The following is a 15,510-nucleotide window of genomic DNA, read 5'->3' as shown; positions in this document are numbered from 1 at the left end:
ATTGAGCCTGCCGAGCCGGCGCTCCTTGACATTGATCAAGCATGCGCTGCGTCGCGGCGCTATTCCCGGCGCGCGAACCGCGCAAGAAAGAACCGACGCTTGATCTCATGGACGGCGGCCAGGTAGCAGACGACCAGGGGGGCGAGCATGAGGTAGAAGAGCGGCGGAGGGGATACGAAGGAAAAGAAGCCGGCCAGCGGCCCCAGTGGCAGCCACAGCGCCGCGGCCACGACCAGGAAGCAGGCTGCCGCCAGCGCGCCCTGCGGCCGGCTGCGCAGCGGGTTGTGCCGGGTCCGGATGACAAAGATGACCAGCACCTGCGTGCAAAGCGATTCCACGAACCAGCAGGTCTGGAACTCGGCTTCCGTGGCCTTGAGCACATGCAGCAGCAGATAGAAGGTGATGAAGTCGAAAGCGGAACTTACCGGCCCGATGACGAACATGAACTGGCGGATCAGGCCGATATCCAGGCGGCGCGGGGAGGAGATGTCCTCCGCGTCCACGTTGTCCAGGGGAATGGGCAATTCCGACAGGTCGTACAGCATATTGTTCAGCAGGATCTGCACCGGAAGCATGGGAAGAAAGGGCAGGAACAGCGCCGCGCCGGCCATGCTGAACATATTTCCGAAGTTTGAGCTGGTACCCATCATGATGTACTTGAACACGTTCATGTAGGTGCGGCGGCCCTCCATGACGCCGTCATGCACCACTCCCAGGCTGCGCCTGAGCAGGATGACGCGGGCCGCTTCCCGCGCCACGTCCGTCGCCGACTCCACGGATATCCCGACGTCCGCGGCGTGCAGGGCCGGGGCGTCATTGATTCCATCGCCCATGTAGCCGACCGTGTGGCCGAGCTGCTTGCAGGCCAGCACCACGCGCTCCTTCTGCGCCGGCGTCATGCGGCAGAAGAGCGTGGTCTTCTCTACCAGGCCGCGCAGGGTCGCCGTGTCCATGGCGGCAAGTTCCGTCCCGGTCAGGACGCCCTCGACGGGCAGCTGCAGTTGCGCGCAGACATGGCGGGTCACGAGTTCGCTGTCGCCCGAAATGACCTTGACCTGCACGCCGCGCGCGCGCAGCGCCTTCAGCGCGGACGCGGCGCCGCGTTTCGGCGGATCCGCGAACGCGGCGTAGCCGTGCAGCACCATGTCCGAGGCATCGTCGTTGTCCACCGAGGTCCCGGCGGCCGGCATCGCTTTTGACGCGATCGCGAGCACGCGGAATCCATTGCTTTCCATGTCGTGCAGGGTCTGTCCGGCCGTTTGCCGGACGGCCTCGGTCAAGGGAGCGGGCGCGGCGTCGCCGCCGGGCGCATAGGCCGAGCAAAGGCGCAGCACGTCCTGCGGAGCGCCCTTGACGATCAGACGGACGCCGGGCGGCCCTTGCACCAGCGTTCCCGCCCAGCGCCGGTCAAAGTCGAACGGCAGCTGGGCCAGCAGGGTCCAAGCGTCCAGGGGCGCGCCGCTGGCGGACAGCACCGCCTCGTCCAGGGCGTTCTTGGCGCCCGCCAGGTAACGGCTGTTCACCTGCAACAGGGCAGCCGCGCTTGCGCTGGGCCTGCCCTCCACATCCACGGTCCGGTCCAGGCGTATCCGCGCTTCGGTGAGCGTCCCGGTCTTGTCCGTGCAGAACACATCCATGGTGCCCAGGTTCTGGATGACCGGAAGCTGCTTGACGATGACGTGCTTGCGCGCCAGTCTGATCGCCCCTCTGGCCAGGGTCACCGACACCACCATGGGCAGCAGTTCCGGCGTCAGTCCCACGGCCAGGGCGATGGCGAAAAGAAAGGACTCCAGCCATGGCCGATGGAACAGAGCGTTGATCAGCAGGACGAACAGGACCAGGAACACCGTCAGGCGCAGGATCAGGTAGCCGAAGCGCTGTATGTCCAGGTCGAACGTCGTCGGCTTTGCGCGCCTGGAGATGTCGGCGCCGATCCTGCCCAGTTCGCTTTGCGCGCCGGTGAGCACCGCGATGGCTGTCGCGCTGCCGCTGTGGATGGCCGTGCCGGCCAGGACAGCGCGCGGCGCATCGATCGCCTGATCCGTCCCGATATCGGTGGCGGCGGCGCTTTTCTCCACGGGGAAGGACTCGCCGGTCAGCAAGGCCTGATTGACCTGCAGATGGCGGCTGGAAACCAGCCAGGCATCCGCTGCGATGATGTCCCCGGCCTCGAGCGCGAGCAGATCGCCCGGAACCACTGCCGTGGCGGGGATGCGAATGCTGCGGCCGTCCCGCAGCACGGTGGCCTTTTGCGCGACGGATTGCTGGAGCTTCAACTCGGCCTGGGCGCTGCGCCTTTCCTGGTAGGCGTCGAGCGTGACGCTCACCAGCACGATGCCCGCGATTATCAGGGCGTTGCCGAGTTCTCCCAGGGACGCCGAGACGGCGCCGGCGATCAGGAGGATGAGAACCAGCGGGCTTGCGAATCGGCGCAGAAGAAATACGGCGCCCTCCCGCAGGCGGGCAAGCCGCGGCTTGGGCGCCGCCAATGCCTGCCGGCGGGATGCCTCCTGGGAGTCGAGGCCTTGGCTGGTGCAGCCCAGGCGCGCGTAGAGCGCCTGCTCGTCCTCGTTCCACCAGGGATAGACGTCAGGCCGTTCATCCATCGGACCTCCGCGCGGTCACGCGGTGCCGGCGGGGGCTCGCACCAGCAGGACGGGCACGGGGGCTCCCCGCAGGATTCCTTCCGCGCTGCTGCCCAGAACCATGCGGCGCACGCCCCGGCGGCCGTGCGTGCCGATGACGATCAGATCGGCCTTCCAGCTTTCCGCCTCCGCGATCACGCGTTGCTGCACGGTCTTGTCCAGGTTTTCATAGAGCACGCCTTCCACGATGATGCCTTGCTCCCGGACCGCAGCCATGCCTTTTTCAAGGATCTCGGCGCCGCTTTTCCGGAGCAGATCCAGCAACTCGCCGGCATAGTAGCCATAGGAGTCCACAGCCAGGGCGAACGACAGCTCATCGATTACATGAATCAGGCGCAGGCTGCCATGAGTGAGCTGGGCCAGGCGTATCGCTTCGTTCAGACCCAGGTCCGAGGTGGCGCTGCCATCGATGGGTACCAATATGCGTTGATACATGACTGTCTCCGGAAGAGGGGATGCGCAAAGTATCGGCCTTTGGAAGCGGCGGATCTTGACCGGAGTCAAGTCACTTTGCGACAGCGCGCCCAGGGGCGGACCAGTCCGGCCGGTCCTCGCGTTTGGTGTCCACGATGATCAGGTAGCGCCCGGCGCCAGGGACCGGGGTTCTGTCGCGCAGCAGTACCCAGGGACGAGAGATCAGGTCCGCCGCAAGCTCATAGTCGGCGTCCAGCAGGCCATAGCTGTCCAGCAGGCGGTTGAGGGTGGCCGGTATGCGGATGCAGCCTTTGGACTGCGGCGTTCCCAGCTTGGGTTCGAGCAGGACCGGGTCCGTCGCGTGCATTTGCAGGCGCATCGTGCTGGCGCCGCTATTGCCCCATCCCCGGTTTGCCTGCTGCCAGCCGAAATCATAGATCCGCATGCCTTTCGCGCCGTAGCCCAGTATCCCGTTCGCGTTCTTCGTGCCCAGGGCGCGGAAGTCGGGGTTCGCCAAGGAGTGCGCGAACACGCCGGTGGGCGTCTCGAAATGGTCGAACTGGCCGACTTTTCCGGTCGAGACGGAGGAGGCGCCCACATAGACGGGCGGACCGGCGGCGGGCAGCCAATAGAGCAGCACGGCCTGGACCCTGGCGTTCCTGTCGACCAGCAGGACATACTGCGAGCCAAGCAGACCGACGCCGGCATCGGCCAGGGCCTGCAGCGCCAGGCCGCCATAGCGCGCCTGGTCGCCGGCGGACACCTGGAGCGCGGGCATGACTTCCAGGCGAAAGGCGCGGGCCACGTCCTCGGGCGTGGGCTGGGCCGACACCTGGGATGTCGCGGCCGCGCACAGGAGCGTGGCCGCGGCGGTGCGTACCGCGCGGGCGGCAAGTCCGGATGCGCCGGGAATCATCGTGCGGTCTTGCAGTGCAGCCATTTTTGCGTCCTTAGCGGCTGGCCCAGCGGGCGTAGTCCCCGGGCGACCAGCCACACCGTTACCGCCACGAGCCAGGCGGCGGCCCAGCCTCTGACGTCCAGCGGGCCGAATTCGAACAGACGGCGCAGGGCTGGCCATTCCAAAGTCAACACAAGCAGGGCCAGCGTTGACGCTATCGCCAGTCGGGTCGCTCCGTCCCACATGCCAGTATGGTGCCGGTGGGGCGCGCGGTTGTTGATCATCAAGGCCAGATTGCCCAGCACCAGGGCGCAGAAGGCGGTGGCTCGGGCGCTATCCGCAGGCGATTGCATTTGTTGCAGCCCGCCATAGAGCATCCCCACCGCTGCCAGCAGCGCCAGCCCTTGGGCAAAGCCGAGCAGGAACGTCCTCAATGAAAAGAGCGGCTTCGCCACGGGCAGAGGAGGGCGGCGCATGAGGTCCGGCTCTCCCGCGACCGATTCGAACGCCAACCCGCACAGGGGACCGATCACTATCTCCAGGAATGCCACGTGGGCTGGGCGCAGCAGTTCCGGCCAGCCGAACAGCAGGGGCAGAATCACCAGTCCCGCTATCGGGACATGCGCCGCGACGATATAGACGATCGCCTTGGACAGGTTGTCGAACAATCGCCGGCTTTGCCGGATCGCGTTCAAGATGTCGGAGAAATCATCGCGGGTAAGGATCAGGTCTGCGGCCTCCCGCGCGACATCGGTGCCGCGCCCGCCCATGGCGATGCCGACATGCGCCGCGCGCAGGGCGGGCGCGTCGTTGACGCCGTCGCCGGTCATTGCGACGATGGCCCCCTGCTGTTTCAGAAGCTGGACCAGGCGCAACTTTTGCTCAGGCTTCACACGCGCGTAAACGCATACGCGCTTGACCAGTTCGGACAGGCGTTCGTCGCTTTCCCGCTCCAGGACATCGCCTTCGGCCACGAGATCGGCCGGTATGCCTGCCTGGCGGGCGATGGCCCTGGCGGTCGCCGGGTGGTCGCCCGTCAGCATGAGCACGCGCACGCCCGCGTCATCGCAAGCGGCGACCGAACGGCTCACGCCTTCCTTCAGCGGGTTTTCCAGCCCGACCAGACCGGCAAACTGCAGAGGTATATCTTCCGGATTATCGGGTAGCGGCGAATCCGGCCAGCGTGCGCTGGCTGCCGCCAGGACCCGCAGGCCTTCCCCGGCCATGCGCCGGACCTCGGCCTCCAGTTCCGCCTGGCGGTCCGGCGTCAGCCGGCAAAGCTTGAACACCGCTTCCGGCGCGCCTTTGCACGCAATCCGGATAAAGTTCTCCGGCGCGGCCGTCCAGGCGTGGACGACTGCCAGTCGCGCGGAAGAGAACGGATAGGCCTTTGTCAGCTTGAGGGAGCTTGGCGCGGGCGGACGGACGGCAAGTTCCGAAGCGAAGCTGCGGAAGGCGTCCTCCATTGCGTCCCCGGAATCGGGCACGCTCGCCAACGCCAGCGTTTCAGCCAGATTCCAGACCTCGGGCGCTGGATTGGCGCCGGTTGCGCCCACGAGATCGGATGTGTCCAGGCTCGTGGATCCGACATGCAGCTGGCGCACGGCCATCGTGGTCGTTGTCATGGTGCCCGTCTTGTCGGCGCACAACACAGTCGTCTTGCCCAGGGTTTCGACCACGCTCAGCTTCCGGACGAGTACGCCGTCGCCCGCTATGCGCTTGGCTTCCATCGCGGAGAAGACCGTCACGATGACCGGGAAATCCTGCGGGAGCAGGCTCATCGCCAGCGCGATGCCTGCCAACAACCCTTCGAACCATCCTCCCCGCATGTGGACATACAAGGCCCACGTGGCCAGGGAAAGGATGAAGCCCACCCACATGAACCGCAGGATGAAATGGCGGGTCTGCGATTCCAGGGGCGCGCGTTCGGGCGTCAGCTGCCGCATGGCCTGACCCAACGCTCCCAGTCTGGTGTCGTCCCCGACGGCATCCACGCGCATGACGCCCGTTCCCGACAGCACCAACGCCCCGCAGAGCATTTCGGCGCCGCTTCCGGGTGTGGCCTGTATGCGCTTGAATACCGGCTGGAATTCTCCGGTGAGTGCGGACTCGTCGACCAGCAGGCCTTCGCCGTCGATGAGCTGACCATCCGCCGGGACGCGGTTCCCTTCCGCCAGCAGCACAGAGTCGCCGCGTGCAAGTTCCGCCGATGCGACCCAGTACCGCTTGCCGTTGCGCAGCGCAAGGGCGCGAGGCGCCGCCAGGCGTCCCAACGCTTCCAATGCGTGTGCCGTACGCAGGGACTGCCCGACCGTCAGCGCGAAAATGACCAGCACGAAGAGGAGCAACAAGGCGGCTTCATGCCAGGCTCCCAGAATCGCATAAAGCCCTCCCCCCGCAAGCAGCAGGGCGAACATTGGATCCTTGATCAGGTCCAGGCTGATCGAGATCAGCGTGCGCTGATGATCCGGCGGGGCCATGGCTCATTGGCCTAGTTGACCAGCACCACCGGGATGTGAACCGTGTGCAGCACCTTCAAGGTGGTCGAACCCAGCAACAGGCTGCCGGCCGCGCCCAGTCCGCGCGAACCCATGACGATATGGTCGCATCCCTGCTCGGTGGCATAGGCCTTGATGGACTCGGCGACGTTGCCGATCCGTGTCGCCCTTTGATAGAGGATTCCTGACCGGTCCAGCAGGACCTCCGACTCCGCCAGGGCCATCTTCGATTCGTCGTCGTAGTACTCCTGGATCGCCTCCGGCTCAAAAAAGGCCAATACCGTTCCCGAAACAATGGGCATTTGCACGTTCAGCAGGTGTATGGAGCAAGGGCCGTGTTCGCGCACATGGTCGACCATATAGCGCACGGCGCGCAGGGAGTTGCCCGATCCATCCACGGGAATAAGTACGTTTTTCACGGCGCCTCCGATAGAAGTTGATGCCCGGGCCGCATGGCCCCGCATTTATTGCCATCATCGCGCGCATCCCGCAGTTGAAATTGACGCCGGTCAAGTTGTCGCCCGATTGCTTCAACGCAGCCGGCGAGGCTTGCGCATGGGCGGAACTCTTGTCCCCGTTTTCTGGATGACAAAGGTCAACTTGGGCGCCGCACGCTGGAGCAACATGGAAAGGCGGGTGTACCTGAGCCCGCCTCTCATCATCATGGAAAGGAGATAACCATGTCGCGATTGACGCAATACAGCCCATTCATGAGTGAACCGTTGTCGGACGTATTCCAGGCGTTCCTGCGGCCGATTCGACAGAACCTGGATGAACAGACTCCACGGATGGATATCGACGTCACCGAGGCGGGCGACAAGTATGTCCTGAAGGCGGAGGTTCCCGGGATAGACAAGAAGGACATTTCGGTGGAGATCGATGGAAACACCGTGATGATCTCGGCCAACAAGGAAAAGAGCAGCGAAACGAAAGAGGCGGGGAACGTCGTCCGCCAGGAGCGCTTCTGGGGGCGGATCCAACGCTCGGTATCGCTGGCCAGCCCCATAGACCAGGCGGCGGCCAAGGCGGTCTGCGAGAACGGCGTGCTGATCCTGACCCTGCCCAAGGCGGCTGGAAGCCGGAACAAGACGCTGCAGATCGAATGAAGCGCATTTCGCCCGGCAAGTCCTTTCGCTTTCCGTAGAGGTAATCATGTATCGCCGAATTGCCGTTCATCTAGACCATGGATTCGATTGTTCTCGCCGGGTCGAATTCTCCCTGCAACTCGCCCGCGCCAATGACGCTCATCTGACCGGGATATTTGCCAGCTACATCTCGCCCGGCTATTTCTACGATGAGGCAGGCCTGTGGGTCCGTTCCATGGACATGGCCAAGCAGATAAACGAGAAAGGGCGCACGGCTGTCGAGCTGACGTTCAGTCAGGCCGCACGCGAGAGCGGCGTGGCGGCTTCATGGCGGCAGGGCGAGGACGCGCCTGCGGAATGTGTCGTCACCCATGCCCGCTGTTCCGATGTCCTGGTCATCAGTCAGGAGAATCGAAACGACGTGGACGCGGCTGTCGGCAATTACTTCGTGGAGCAGGTCTTGATGTCCGCGGGGCGGCCCGTCATCGTGTTGCCCTCGGCCGGCAAGTTCAATGGGGCGGGCGCCCGGGTGCTGTATTGCTGGAACCGTAGCCGGGAGGCCGCTCGTGCGATCGCCGACGCGGCTCCGCTTCTGCGCAATGCGAACGCCCTGGCCGTTCTGACGACGGACGACCTGGATGCCAGCGGGGGCGCGCAAGTGCCGTTCGAAGACCTGGCGGCGTACTGCGCCTGCCATGGCTTTCCTTTGCCGGAACACCAATCCCGCAGCACGAACGAGGTAGACGTGGGTGACGTCATCCTGAGCACAGCCGCCGATTTCAACGCGGATCTGATCGTCATGGGCGCGTATGGACACAGCCGCATGCGCCAATGGGTGATGGGTGGCGCCACGCGTTCGCTGCTCGCCGCCATGACGGTTCCGGTCCTGTTCTCCCACTGAGGCTTGCGGGGAACGCATATGCGCTCCCCGGCCGCGGCCAGGAAGCGAGCGGCGCCGGGCTAGATTCCGTTCTCCTGGAGATCGCGGCGCCGGCGCGTTCTGACGATCGTTCCGTCGGGAAGCTGGTAGGTTCCGGATCCGATCTGGTCGACCAATTGCCCGTCGGGCAGGCAGCAGTAAAAGAACGTGTTCGCAGGCGCTTCCTGCGGCCGCAGCTGACTGCGCCGTTCGATTCTGTAGGTGGTTCCGTCCGCGGCAACGGCGATGACGGCGATGGCGTTTCGGGAGCGGGTTGGCGTGATCACGGGTTCTCCTTGGAACGAGTGGGGCTTCCTGGCAGAGGCGATGATGGGAAGGCCAGGATCGCGTTGCCGTGAGTGCTGCAGGCCGCCAATGACGGGGCGGGGATATGAGTGCCGCCCTGCAGGGGCCATGGCCAGTGGCACAGCGTCAAGATACATGCCCCATGCGCGGGAAAATTGACCTCGGTCAAGTTTCCCCCGGTTCCGTCTTTTAAGCTGAAAGCACGTCTCGCGGTCCGATGGCGACAGGGGCGTACCCTCGCGCGCGCCGAAAATTGAACCATCGTCGTTTCAGAGTAGGAGATAAGCCATGACCTCCATGATGAAAGCAGTCGTGTTTGCCGGGAAAGATCACATCGAGATACGGGAAAAGCGCATTCCAGACGTCGGTCCGAACGACGCGCTGCTGAAGATCACGACCACGACCATTTGCGGCACCGATATCCATATCGTCAAGGGCGAGTATCCCGTAAAGCCCGGCCTGACCATCGGCCACGAACCGGTAGGCGTCATCGAGAAACTGGGAAGCGCCGTGACGGGCTACGCCGAGGGCCAGCGCGTGATCGCCGGCGCAATCTGTCCAAACTTCAATTCATACGCCGCCCAGGACGGCGCCCCTTCCCAGGACGGCAGCTATCTGGTGGCCAGCGGCATGTGCGGATGCCACGGATACCGCGCCACCGCGGGATGGCGGTTCGGCAACATGATCGATGGCGCCCAGGCCGAGTACCTGCTGGTTCCCGACGCGCAGGCCAACCTGGCGCCGGTGCCGGACAGCTTGAGCGACGAGCAGGTGCTGATGTGCCCGGACATCATGTCCACCGGATTCAAAGGCGCCGAGAACGCCAACATCCGCATAGGCGACACGGTGGCCGTGTTCGCGCAAGGCCCGATAGGACTTTGCGCGGCCGCAGGCGCCCGGCTGCTGGGGGCGACCACTGTCATCGGCGTGGACGGCAATGCGCAGCGCCTGGAAATCTCGCGCTCGTGGGGCGCGGACATCGTCCTGAACTTCCATGACTGCGACGTCGTGGAGGAAATCTTGCGGCTGACGGGCGGCAAAGGGGTGGATTCCGCCATTGAAGCGTTGGGACAGCAGAGCACCTTTGAATCCGCCTTGCGCGTATTGAAGCCGGGAGGAACGCTGTCCAGCCTGGGCGTTTATTCCAGCGACCTGAAGATTCCGGTGTCCGCGTTCGCGGCTGGACTGGGCGACCACAGGATCAACACCGCGCTCTGCCCCGGCGGAAAGGAGCGTATGCGCCGCCTCATGAGCGTTCTGGAATCAGGCCGCCTGGACCTCGCAAAAATGGTCACGCACCGCTATACCCTCGACCAGATTGCGGACGCCTACGATCTCTTCGCAAACCAGCGCGATAACGTGTTGAAGGTCGCCATCCAGCCTTCTTGAATGCTCTTCGTTCCCGGCCCGGGTACGGACGCCGCGGGATAACGGCATGCCGGCCCGGAATGCAGCAGTCTGCGGCGTAGGTGCTCTGATGAATATTTCCTTCAAGAACCGGCGGGAGGCCGGCGTGTTGCTGGCGCGCCTGCTGATGCGGTACGCAGGCCGTCCAGACGTGATCGTGCTGGCGTTGCCACGGGGCGGCGTGCCGGTGGGGTTCCAGGTCGCCGCGGCGCTGGACGCGCCGCTTGATGTCGTGATGGTGCGCAAGATCGGAATGCCCGGGTATCCCGAGTATGCGATCGGCGCGATAAGCGGCGATCAGACTCTGTTTCAATCCGAGGCCATCGAGGCTTACGGCATCTCGCCGGGCGCGATAGAACCTATCGTTCTGCGCGAGCGCAAGGAAATCGAGCGCCGTGAAGCTTTGTATCGCGCGGGGAGGCCGCCGCCGCAGTTGCAGGGCAAGATCGCCATACTGGTCGATGACGGCCTTGCGACCGGCTCGACCATGCGCGTGGCCCTGCGGTCCATACGCAAGGCGGGACCGGCAAGAATCGTGGTCGCGGTGCCGGTCGCCGCTGCCGAGACCCGACAGCAGCTTGCGGACGAGGCGGATGAAATGATCTGCATCGGCACGCCGGTTCCGTTCTATGGCGTGGGGCAATGGTACGAGGACTTCGAGCAGACCGGGGATGAAGAGGTCATACGTCTGCTGCGGGAAGCGGAGCGTAGCCACCCGCTTTCCGCATGGACCGCGGTTTCTGCGCCGCATCGCGGCTGATGCCCGTTCGGGTCCAAGGCAGACAGACCATGGAAACGACAAGCGATGCTTGCTCGAGAAGATCGGCGACGCACGTGCCGCGGCGCGTCGCCGACAGGTTCGGCCAGTATTTTGACGATTGTCAATGTTCATCATACAGACCGATATACGCTGGCTCTGATCATCCTTTCAGCGCCGAAGCCGTTGGGGATACCAACCACATGGAGACCGATCATGAAGATGCGCGAGCTGGCCTTATACGCATTGTTTGCCTCATTGCTTCCCGCCTTGGCGGGCGCCGCGGCCCCGAAGGAGCAACCCGCTGCTGCGCCGCAGGCTGCGCAATCGACCGAGAACATCGAACAATTTGACAAGAAGGCGGCCGAAGCCAGGGAAAATCTGGAGAAGATGCAGCAGCAAATGAACCAGATCCAAAAGACCAGCGACCCGGCCGAGCGTCAGAAGCTGCTTCGAGAGCATCAGGCATTGATGCAGCAGACCATGGGCATGATGGGTCAGATGTGGAACGGCGGCGCGATGGGGTGTTGCGCGGCGGATGGCGGCGGGCGCCACCATCAGGGAGGTCCAATGATGGGATGGGGCGCCATGCGGGGGAATTACTCGAATCAGAGTCCCGAACAGATCAGGGAACGCCAGTACATGAGGGACCAGTACATGGGTATGCAGCAGCGGATGATGGAACAGATGATGCAGCAGCAACTCAACGGCGGCGCCCCGAACCGGTGACCGTGGATCGCCGCCGGCAGCATGGCTGCCCGCGGCCTTTCACAAGGAAGCCAACTACTTTCCGTTGAACTGCGGTCCCAGCGCAATCCGCTCCTCGCACCCTTGCTCATGACACTCTTGCACGTATTGCGCGATCGTCCGGATGATCATCATCAGATCCTTCAGATTGGCTTGCGCGGTAGACAGCCCGATGTTGAGATTCTGATACTCGCGCGGGTTCAAGAAATCGGCTTCACACCCTGCCGTCAGAGCATCGGCCGCGTCGGCGATCGCCTGGAAATCTTCAAAGCTCGATAGTTCGCCATTGCTGTAAGCCGCCAGGAGGTAGCCAAATTCACTGACGACCAGTCCGCCGATGACCAGGCGTCTGCCGCGGTCCAGTCCCATCCTGTGCTGCCGGCGCCATTCCCCCATATGGCGATTGACCTTCGCTTCCGAGATTTTCACAACTGCTTGGGAGATGCATTCCATTCCTGTGCTTCCTGAATCATTTGATGAAGCCCCTGCGTCATTCGCGCATGCGTGATGGGGATGCCGCAAAGGCCGGCTTCTGTGGGTGAACTGGCGTGTTTTGCCGGCGCGCACGCAGGTGTGCGGGCCATGGCGGCTGGCCTAAGTGCATACCCTTGGGCATGCAGGCCCTACTTGGCTAGGCGATATACTGGAGCCGCGATTGCTGCGGCATCTGTCGGACGTGGACGCAATTCGCGCGTGACGGCGAAGGCGGCCTGAAAAATCATGGTCGTTTTCGAGAAGGATGAATCGAAGAGGGACACGTGCTTTCCTTTGTCGGTCCATCCGAATGTAGGACACCCATGCCCTAGCAAGAAGGTGCAAGAGTTTTTTAAATTAGTGGGACATGGCTATGGTGGCTCAATACCTGACGCCCAGCCGAGGGAAAGGCGACTCGGTTTATTTACAGCTGTATCGGCGTTATCGCGAGGCGATCGCCAGCGGCAAGCTCAAGCCGGGAGATCGTGTCCCGTCGGTGCGCAGCCTGGCCAGTGAATTGAACCTGGCGCGAGGCACTGTCGAATCTGCATATGGAATGTTGACCAGCGAAGGCTACTTCGTTGCGCGCGGTGCGGCAGGCACTATCGTGTCTCCCAGGCTGAGGAATTTGCGGGATCCGGGCAAGGCGATAGTCGTGGCAAACCCTGAGCGCGAGTCTTTGCGTTCGCCGCACGCGTCGCTCGGCGTGGCCTTGCCATTTCAACTAGGTCTTCCCGCATTGGATGCCTTTCCGCGCAAGGTGTGGGCGCGGTTGGCGGGGCGCAACGTGCGTACCTTGGAGACGGCGGCGATGACCGCCCCCGATCCGGCTGGGTACATGCCTTTGCGGGATGCCATTGCCACTTATCTGGGTATCTCGCGCGGCATCACCTGTTCGCCTCAGCAGGTATTCGTGACTACGGGGTACCGCGGGGCGCTGGAACTGGTGTGCCGCACGTTGTTGCGCGCAGGGGACCAGGGCTGGTTTGAGGATCCGGGTTACATCAACGCTCGTTGGTGCCTGGAGTGCGCCGGCATGCGTCTGACACCGGTTCCGGTCGACGAAGAAGGTCTGGATGTCGGCGCAGGCGAGCGGCGAGCGCCGCTGGCGCGTTTTGCGGTGGTCACGCCCACCCATCAAAGTCCGACCAGCGTAGCGCTGTCGCTGCCGCGGCGGCTGGAACTGTTGGATTGGGCCAGGCGCAACCGGGCGTGGGTCATTGAAGACGACTACGACAGCGAATTCCGCTACCACGGCCGGCCGTTGCCAGCATTGAAATGCCTCGATCGCGACGAACGGGTACTCTACAGCGGCACGTTCAGCAAGGTCCTGTTTCCAGGCTTGCGCCTCGCGTATCTTGTCGTGCCAGCCTCCCAGGTCGGCAAGTTTCAGGACATGGCATACAACCTGTCGGGTTCGGGCTCCATCTTGCGTCAAGCCATGGTCGCGGACTTCATCGAGCAAGGCCATTTTGCCCGGCATCTGCGCAAGATGCGCACCTTATACGGCAAAAGGCACGGTTATTTGGTCGATGCGCTGGTCCAGACATACGGCGACCGCGTGCAGGTACAGCCGCAAGTGGGCGGCATGCACGTTCTCGCTCGTCTCAAACACCCGCAAGACGACAAGGCGCTGGCCGCCGCCGCGCATGCTCAGGGGTTTCCTGTTCACGCATTGAGCAACTGGCGGATGCGCAAGGGAAAAGACAGTGGCCTGTTGATGGGGTTTGCCAATTTCGCCACGCCCGAAGAGGCGTTGGCATCGGTGCGGCGGCTGAAGGCCGCGCTGCAGGATCTGGATGATTGATCTGCGGCTGGCGAGCATGTCCCATTGATTTCGCCAGTTCTTGCACCTTTCTTCCCTCCGGCGAATGGTCCATGATCGCAAGCATGTCTTCTATTCGTAGCACAATGCGCGCCGCGTGGATCGATCAACGTGGCCCTGCGGAGCAAATTCGCATTGAGCCGATCCGTGTGCCAGAACCTGGTCCCACGGACGTACTCGTACAAGTGAAGTACGCGGCGGTAAACCCGATCGACACATTCGTGAGATCTGGCCAATACATGACGCCGCTGCCGTTCCCGTTCGTGGTCGGCAGGGATCTGGTGGGAACCGTCGCGGCGGTGGGCTCCAGCGCAAGTCCCTTCAAGATTGGCGACGCCGTCTGGTCCAACAGTCTGGGGCATGCCGGCCGGCAAGGCTGTACGTCCGAGTATGCGGTAGTGGCGGCCGACCGTCTCTACCCTCTGCCGGACGACGTGAAGCCTGAAGTTGCCGTCGGGGCGTTCCACCCCGCGGCCTCAGCCTATTTGGCGATCATCAAGCATGGGCAGGCCCAGGCAGGCGAGACCGTCTACATCGCGGGCGGCGCTGGCCATGTGGGAAGCGCAGCGATCGTCACCGCCGCGCGTGCCGGCGCGCGAGTCATCACCTCCGCGGCGGCGGCCGATCAGGCCTATTGCCGCAGGCTGGGCGCGGACGTGGTGCTCGACTATAGCGATGAGCATCTCGTGGACGAAATCCGTGCCGCGGCGCCTGAGGGCATCCATGTCCATCTCGACACATCGGGCCGCCATGACCTCCACAAGGCGGTTGGCCTGATCGCCCATGGGGGACGAGTGGTCCTGATGGCCGGGTTGAAGGCTCGTCCGGAACTCCCGGTCGGGGCGCTGTACACCCGTGATGCGCGCCTGGTCGGATTTGCGATCAGCAATGCCAGTAGCGCAGACCTGCAAATGGCGGCCAACCATGTCAATCAACTGCTGACAGAAGGCACGCTGAAACCGCGCAACCTGGAAATACTGCAACTGTCCGAAGTTGCAGAGGCGCATCGCCGCCTCGAGAGCGGGGCGGCAAGAGGGGTGCGCCTGATCATGAAACCGTAGCCCTGCCCATGTCCGACGGGGATTGGGTGGGCAACGCGATGACATGCGGCGCCGTTCGTCTCATTTCCTGACGCGAGTAATCCTCGCCAGCCTCTTTCCGTCGTTGCTCGCCTGAATCGCCTGCACGCCTCTGGCGCTCCGCATCGAGGCGGCAGCGGGAGGCCGTCGCCTTTGGAGCAGGCGAAATCAATGGAATATATGGAGTGGGTTTTTGCAGGGCGGAATGTTTGGCGGAATCGGAATCAGGCTTTTGTTTGGCGTCACGGCCCATGCGTAGCCGCGGATTTTCGCTGAGTGAAGCATGGCGAGCGATACGAACCCAGTGGCGCTTGTTCTTGCTGGTTTCATCGATCGCGCTCATCGCGGTGACGTGCCTGCTGTTGTACGTGCACGGCTCCGAGCTGACGGAAAGCGTCGCGCTCATAGTCGGCGGCACGGTAATGGGAATGCTCGGCATTGCCTACATGGTCTATA

Annotated in this window: 15 protein-coding genes; 7 read left to right on the top strand and 8 right to left on the bottom strand. The window is 63.6% G+C overall.

Annotated features, from left to right (window positions below; translation table 11 throughout):
* Positions 1 to 59: 59 nt before the first annotated feature.
* From mgtA to ACZ5YA_RS12275, 5 genes are all read right to left on the bottom strand, one after another.
* A complete protein-coding gene (gene mgtA / locus ACZ5YA_RS12295; RefSeq protein WP_464092599.1) occupies positions 60 to 2,606 on the bottom strand; it encodes a magnesium-translocating P-type ATPase in 2,547 nt (848 codons plus the stop codon).
* 15 nt (positions 2,607 to 2,621) lie between these two features.
* Positions 2,622 to 3,080: a universal stress protein gene (locus ACZ5YA_RS12290; RefSeq protein ID WP_059371800.1), complete on the bottom strand. Its 459-nt coding sequence runs from the start codon at positions 3,078 to 3,080 to the stop codon at positions 2,622 to 2,624.
* 70 nt (positions 3,081 to 3,150) lie between these two features.
* Complete coding sequence (locus ACZ5YA_RS12285; RefSeq protein ID WP_251881318.1) at positions 3,151 to 3,999, bottom strand: L,D-transpeptidase; 849 nt, start codon at positions 3,997 to 3,999, stop codon at positions 3,151 to 3,153.
* Positions 3,972 to 6,437, bottom strand: a complete 2,466-nt coding sequence (locus ACZ5YA_RS12280) for a cation-translocating P-type ATPase (protein WP_464092598.1) — start codon at positions 6,435 to 6,437, stop codon at positions 3,972 to 3,974. The genes ACZ5YA_RS12285 and ACZ5YA_RS12280 overlap by 28 nt, the downstream gene beginning before the upstream one ends.
* 11 nt (positions 6,438 to 6,448) lie before the next feature.
* Positions 6,449 to 6,874: a universal stress protein gene (locus tag ACZ5YA_RS12275; RefSeq protein WP_166738309.1), complete on the bottom strand. Its 426-nt coding sequence runs from the start codon at positions 6,872 to 6,874 to the stop codon at positions 6,449 to 6,451.
* Positions 6,875 to 7,135: 261 nt separating this feature from the next.
* Between ACZ5YA_RS12275 and ACZ5YA_RS12270 the strand changes: the two genes are divergently transcribed.
* Entirely contained in the window at positions 7,136 to 7,561 is a 426-nt protein-coding gene (locus ACZ5YA_RS12270) for an Hsp20/alpha crystallin family protein (RefSeq protein WP_059371804.1), read from the top strand.
* Between the two features lie 46 nt (positions 7,562 to 7,607).
* Entirely contained in the window at positions 7,608 to 8,441 is an 834-nt protein-coding gene (locus tag ACZ5YA_RS12265; protein ID WP_059371805.1) for a universal stress protein, read from the top strand.
* Positions 8,442 to 8,500: 59 nt separating this feature from the next.
* Here ACZ5YA_RS12265 and ACZ5YA_RS12260 read toward each other — a convergent pair whose 3' ends face one another.
* Positions 8,501 to 8,746 (bottom strand): hypothetical protein, encoded by a 246-nt coding sequence (locus tag ACZ5YA_RS12260; protein WP_059371806.1) that lies wholly within the window; start codon positions 8,744 to 8,746, stop codon positions 8,501 to 8,503.
* A 307-nt stretch (positions 8,747 to 9,053) separates the two neighbouring features.
* Between ACZ5YA_RS12260 and ACZ5YA_RS12255 the strand changes: the two genes are divergently transcribed.
* The 3 genes from ACZ5YA_RS12255 to ACZ5YA_RS12245 all read left to right on the top strand — a co-directional run bounded on the left by ACZ5YA_RS12255 (position 9,054) and on the right by ACZ5YA_RS12245 (position 11,658).
* Positions 9,054 to 10,154, top strand: coding sequence for an NAD(P)-dependent alcohol dehydrogenase (locus ACZ5YA_RS12255; RefSeq protein WP_118933818.1), 1,101 nt, complete (start codon positions 9,054 to 9,056; stop codon positions 10,152 to 10,154).
* An 88-nt stretch (positions 10,155 to 10,242) separates the two neighbouring features.
* Complete coding sequence (locus ACZ5YA_RS12250; protein WP_280015185.1) at positions 10,243 to 10,932, top strand: phosphoribosyltransferase; 690 nt, start codon at positions 10,243 to 10,245, stop codon at positions 10,930 to 10,932.
* Positions 10,933 to 11,145: 213 nt separating this feature from the next.
* A complete protein-coding gene (locus ACZ5YA_RS12245; protein WP_059371809.1) occupies positions 11,146 to 11,658 on the top strand; it encodes a hypothetical protein in 513 nt (170 codons plus the stop codon).
* Positions 11,659 to 11,712: 54 nt separating this feature from the next.
* Here ACZ5YA_RS12245 and ACZ5YA_RS12240 read toward each other — a convergent pair whose 3' ends face one another.
* Positions 11,713 to 12,129 (bottom strand): hypothetical protein, encoded by a 417-nt coding sequence (locus tag ACZ5YA_RS12240; protein ID WP_464092597.1) that lies wholly within the window; start codon positions 12,127 to 12,129, stop codon positions 11,713 to 11,715.
* 394 nt (positions 12,130 to 12,523) lie between these two features.
* Between ACZ5YA_RS12240 and pdxR the strand changes: the two genes are divergently transcribed.
* Positions 12,524 to 13,957: a MocR-like pyridoxine biosynthesis transcription factor PdxR gene (gene pdxR / locus ACZ5YA_RS12235; RefSeq protein ID WP_464092596.1), complete on the top strand. Its 1,434-nt coding sequence runs from the start codon at positions 12,524 to 12,526 to the stop codon at positions 13,955 to 13,957.
* A gap of 71 nt (positions 13,958 to 14,028) precedes the next feature.
* Positions 14,029 to 15,036, top strand: a complete 1,008-nt coding sequence (locus ACZ5YA_RS12230) for an NADPH:quinone reductase (RefSeq protein WP_464092595.1) — start codon at positions 14,029 to 14,031, stop codon at positions 15,034 to 15,036.
* Here ACZ5YA_RS12230 and ACZ5YA_RS12225 read toward each other — a convergent pair.
* Positions 15,023 to 15,493: a hypothetical protein gene (locus ACZ5YA_RS12225; RefSeq protein ID WP_464092594.1), complete on the bottom strand. Its 471-nt coding sequence runs from the start codon at positions 15,491 to 15,493 to the stop codon at positions 15,023 to 15,025. The two genes, ACZ5YA_RS12230 and ACZ5YA_RS12225, sit on opposite strands and share 14 nt — an antisense overlap.
* Between the last annotated feature and the right edge of the window lie 17 nt (positions 15,494 to 15,510).

The organism is Achromobacter sp. JCM 18799 (genome assembly GCF_055395645.1).
The sequence above is the reverse complement of the archived record's forward strand: the minus strand, read 5'-3'. Positions and strand labels throughout refer to the sequence as shown.

Bases quoted from the DNA above. Each gene is read 5' to 3' on its own strand.
- mgtA (WP_464092599.1), bottom strand. From the start codon at position 2,606: ATGGATGAACGGCCTGACGTCTATCCCTGGTGGAACGAGGACGAGCAG.
- ACZ5YA_RS12290 (WP_059371800.1), bottom strand. From the start codon at position 3,080: ATGTATCAACGCATATTGGTACCCATCGATGGCAGCGCCACCTCGGAC.
- ACZ5YA_RS12285 (WP_251881318.1), bottom strand. From the start codon at position 3,999: ATGGCTGCACTGCAAGACCGCACGATGATTCCCGGCGCATCCGGACTT.
- ACZ5YA_RS12280 (WP_464092598.1), bottom strand. From the start codon at position 6,437: ATGGCCCCGCCGGATCATCAGCGCACGCTGATCTCGATCAGCCTGGAC.
- ACZ5YA_RS12270 (WP_059371804.1), top strand. From the start codon at position 7,136: ATGTCGCGATTGACGCAATACAGCCCATTCATGAGTGAACCGTTGTCG.
- ACZ5YA_RS12265 (WP_059371805.1), top strand. From the start codon at position 7,608: ATGTATCGCCGAATTGCCGTTCATCTAGACCATGGATTCGATTGTTCT.
- ACZ5YA_RS12255 (WP_118933818.1), top strand. From the start codon at position 9,054: ATGACCTCCATGATGAAAGCAGTCGTGTTTGCCGGGAAAGATCACATC.
- ACZ5YA_RS12250 (WP_280015185.1), top strand. From the start codon at position 10,243: ATGAATATTTCCTTCAAGAACCGGCGGGAGGCCGGCGTGTTGCTGGCG.
- ACZ5YA_RS12245 (WP_059371809.1), top strand. From the start codon at position 11,146: ATGAAGATGCGCGAGCTGGCCTTATACGCATTGTTTGCCTCATTGCTT.
- ACZ5YA_RS12240 (WP_464092597.1), bottom strand. From the start codon at position 12,129: ATGGAATGCATCTCCCAAGCAGTTGTGAAAATCTCGGAAGCGAAGGTC.
- pdxR (WP_464092596.1), top strand. From the start codon at position 12,524: ATGGTGGCTCAATACCTGACGCCCAGCCGAGGGAAAGGCGACTCGGTT.
- ACZ5YA_RS12230 (WP_464092595.1), top strand. From the start codon at position 14,029: ATGATCGCAAGCATGTCTTCTATTCGTAGCACAATGCGCGCCGCGTGG.
- ACZ5YA_RS12225 (WP_464092594.1), bottom strand. From the start codon at position 15,493: ATGCCGAGCATTCCCATTACCGTGCCGCCGACTATGAGCGCGACGCTT.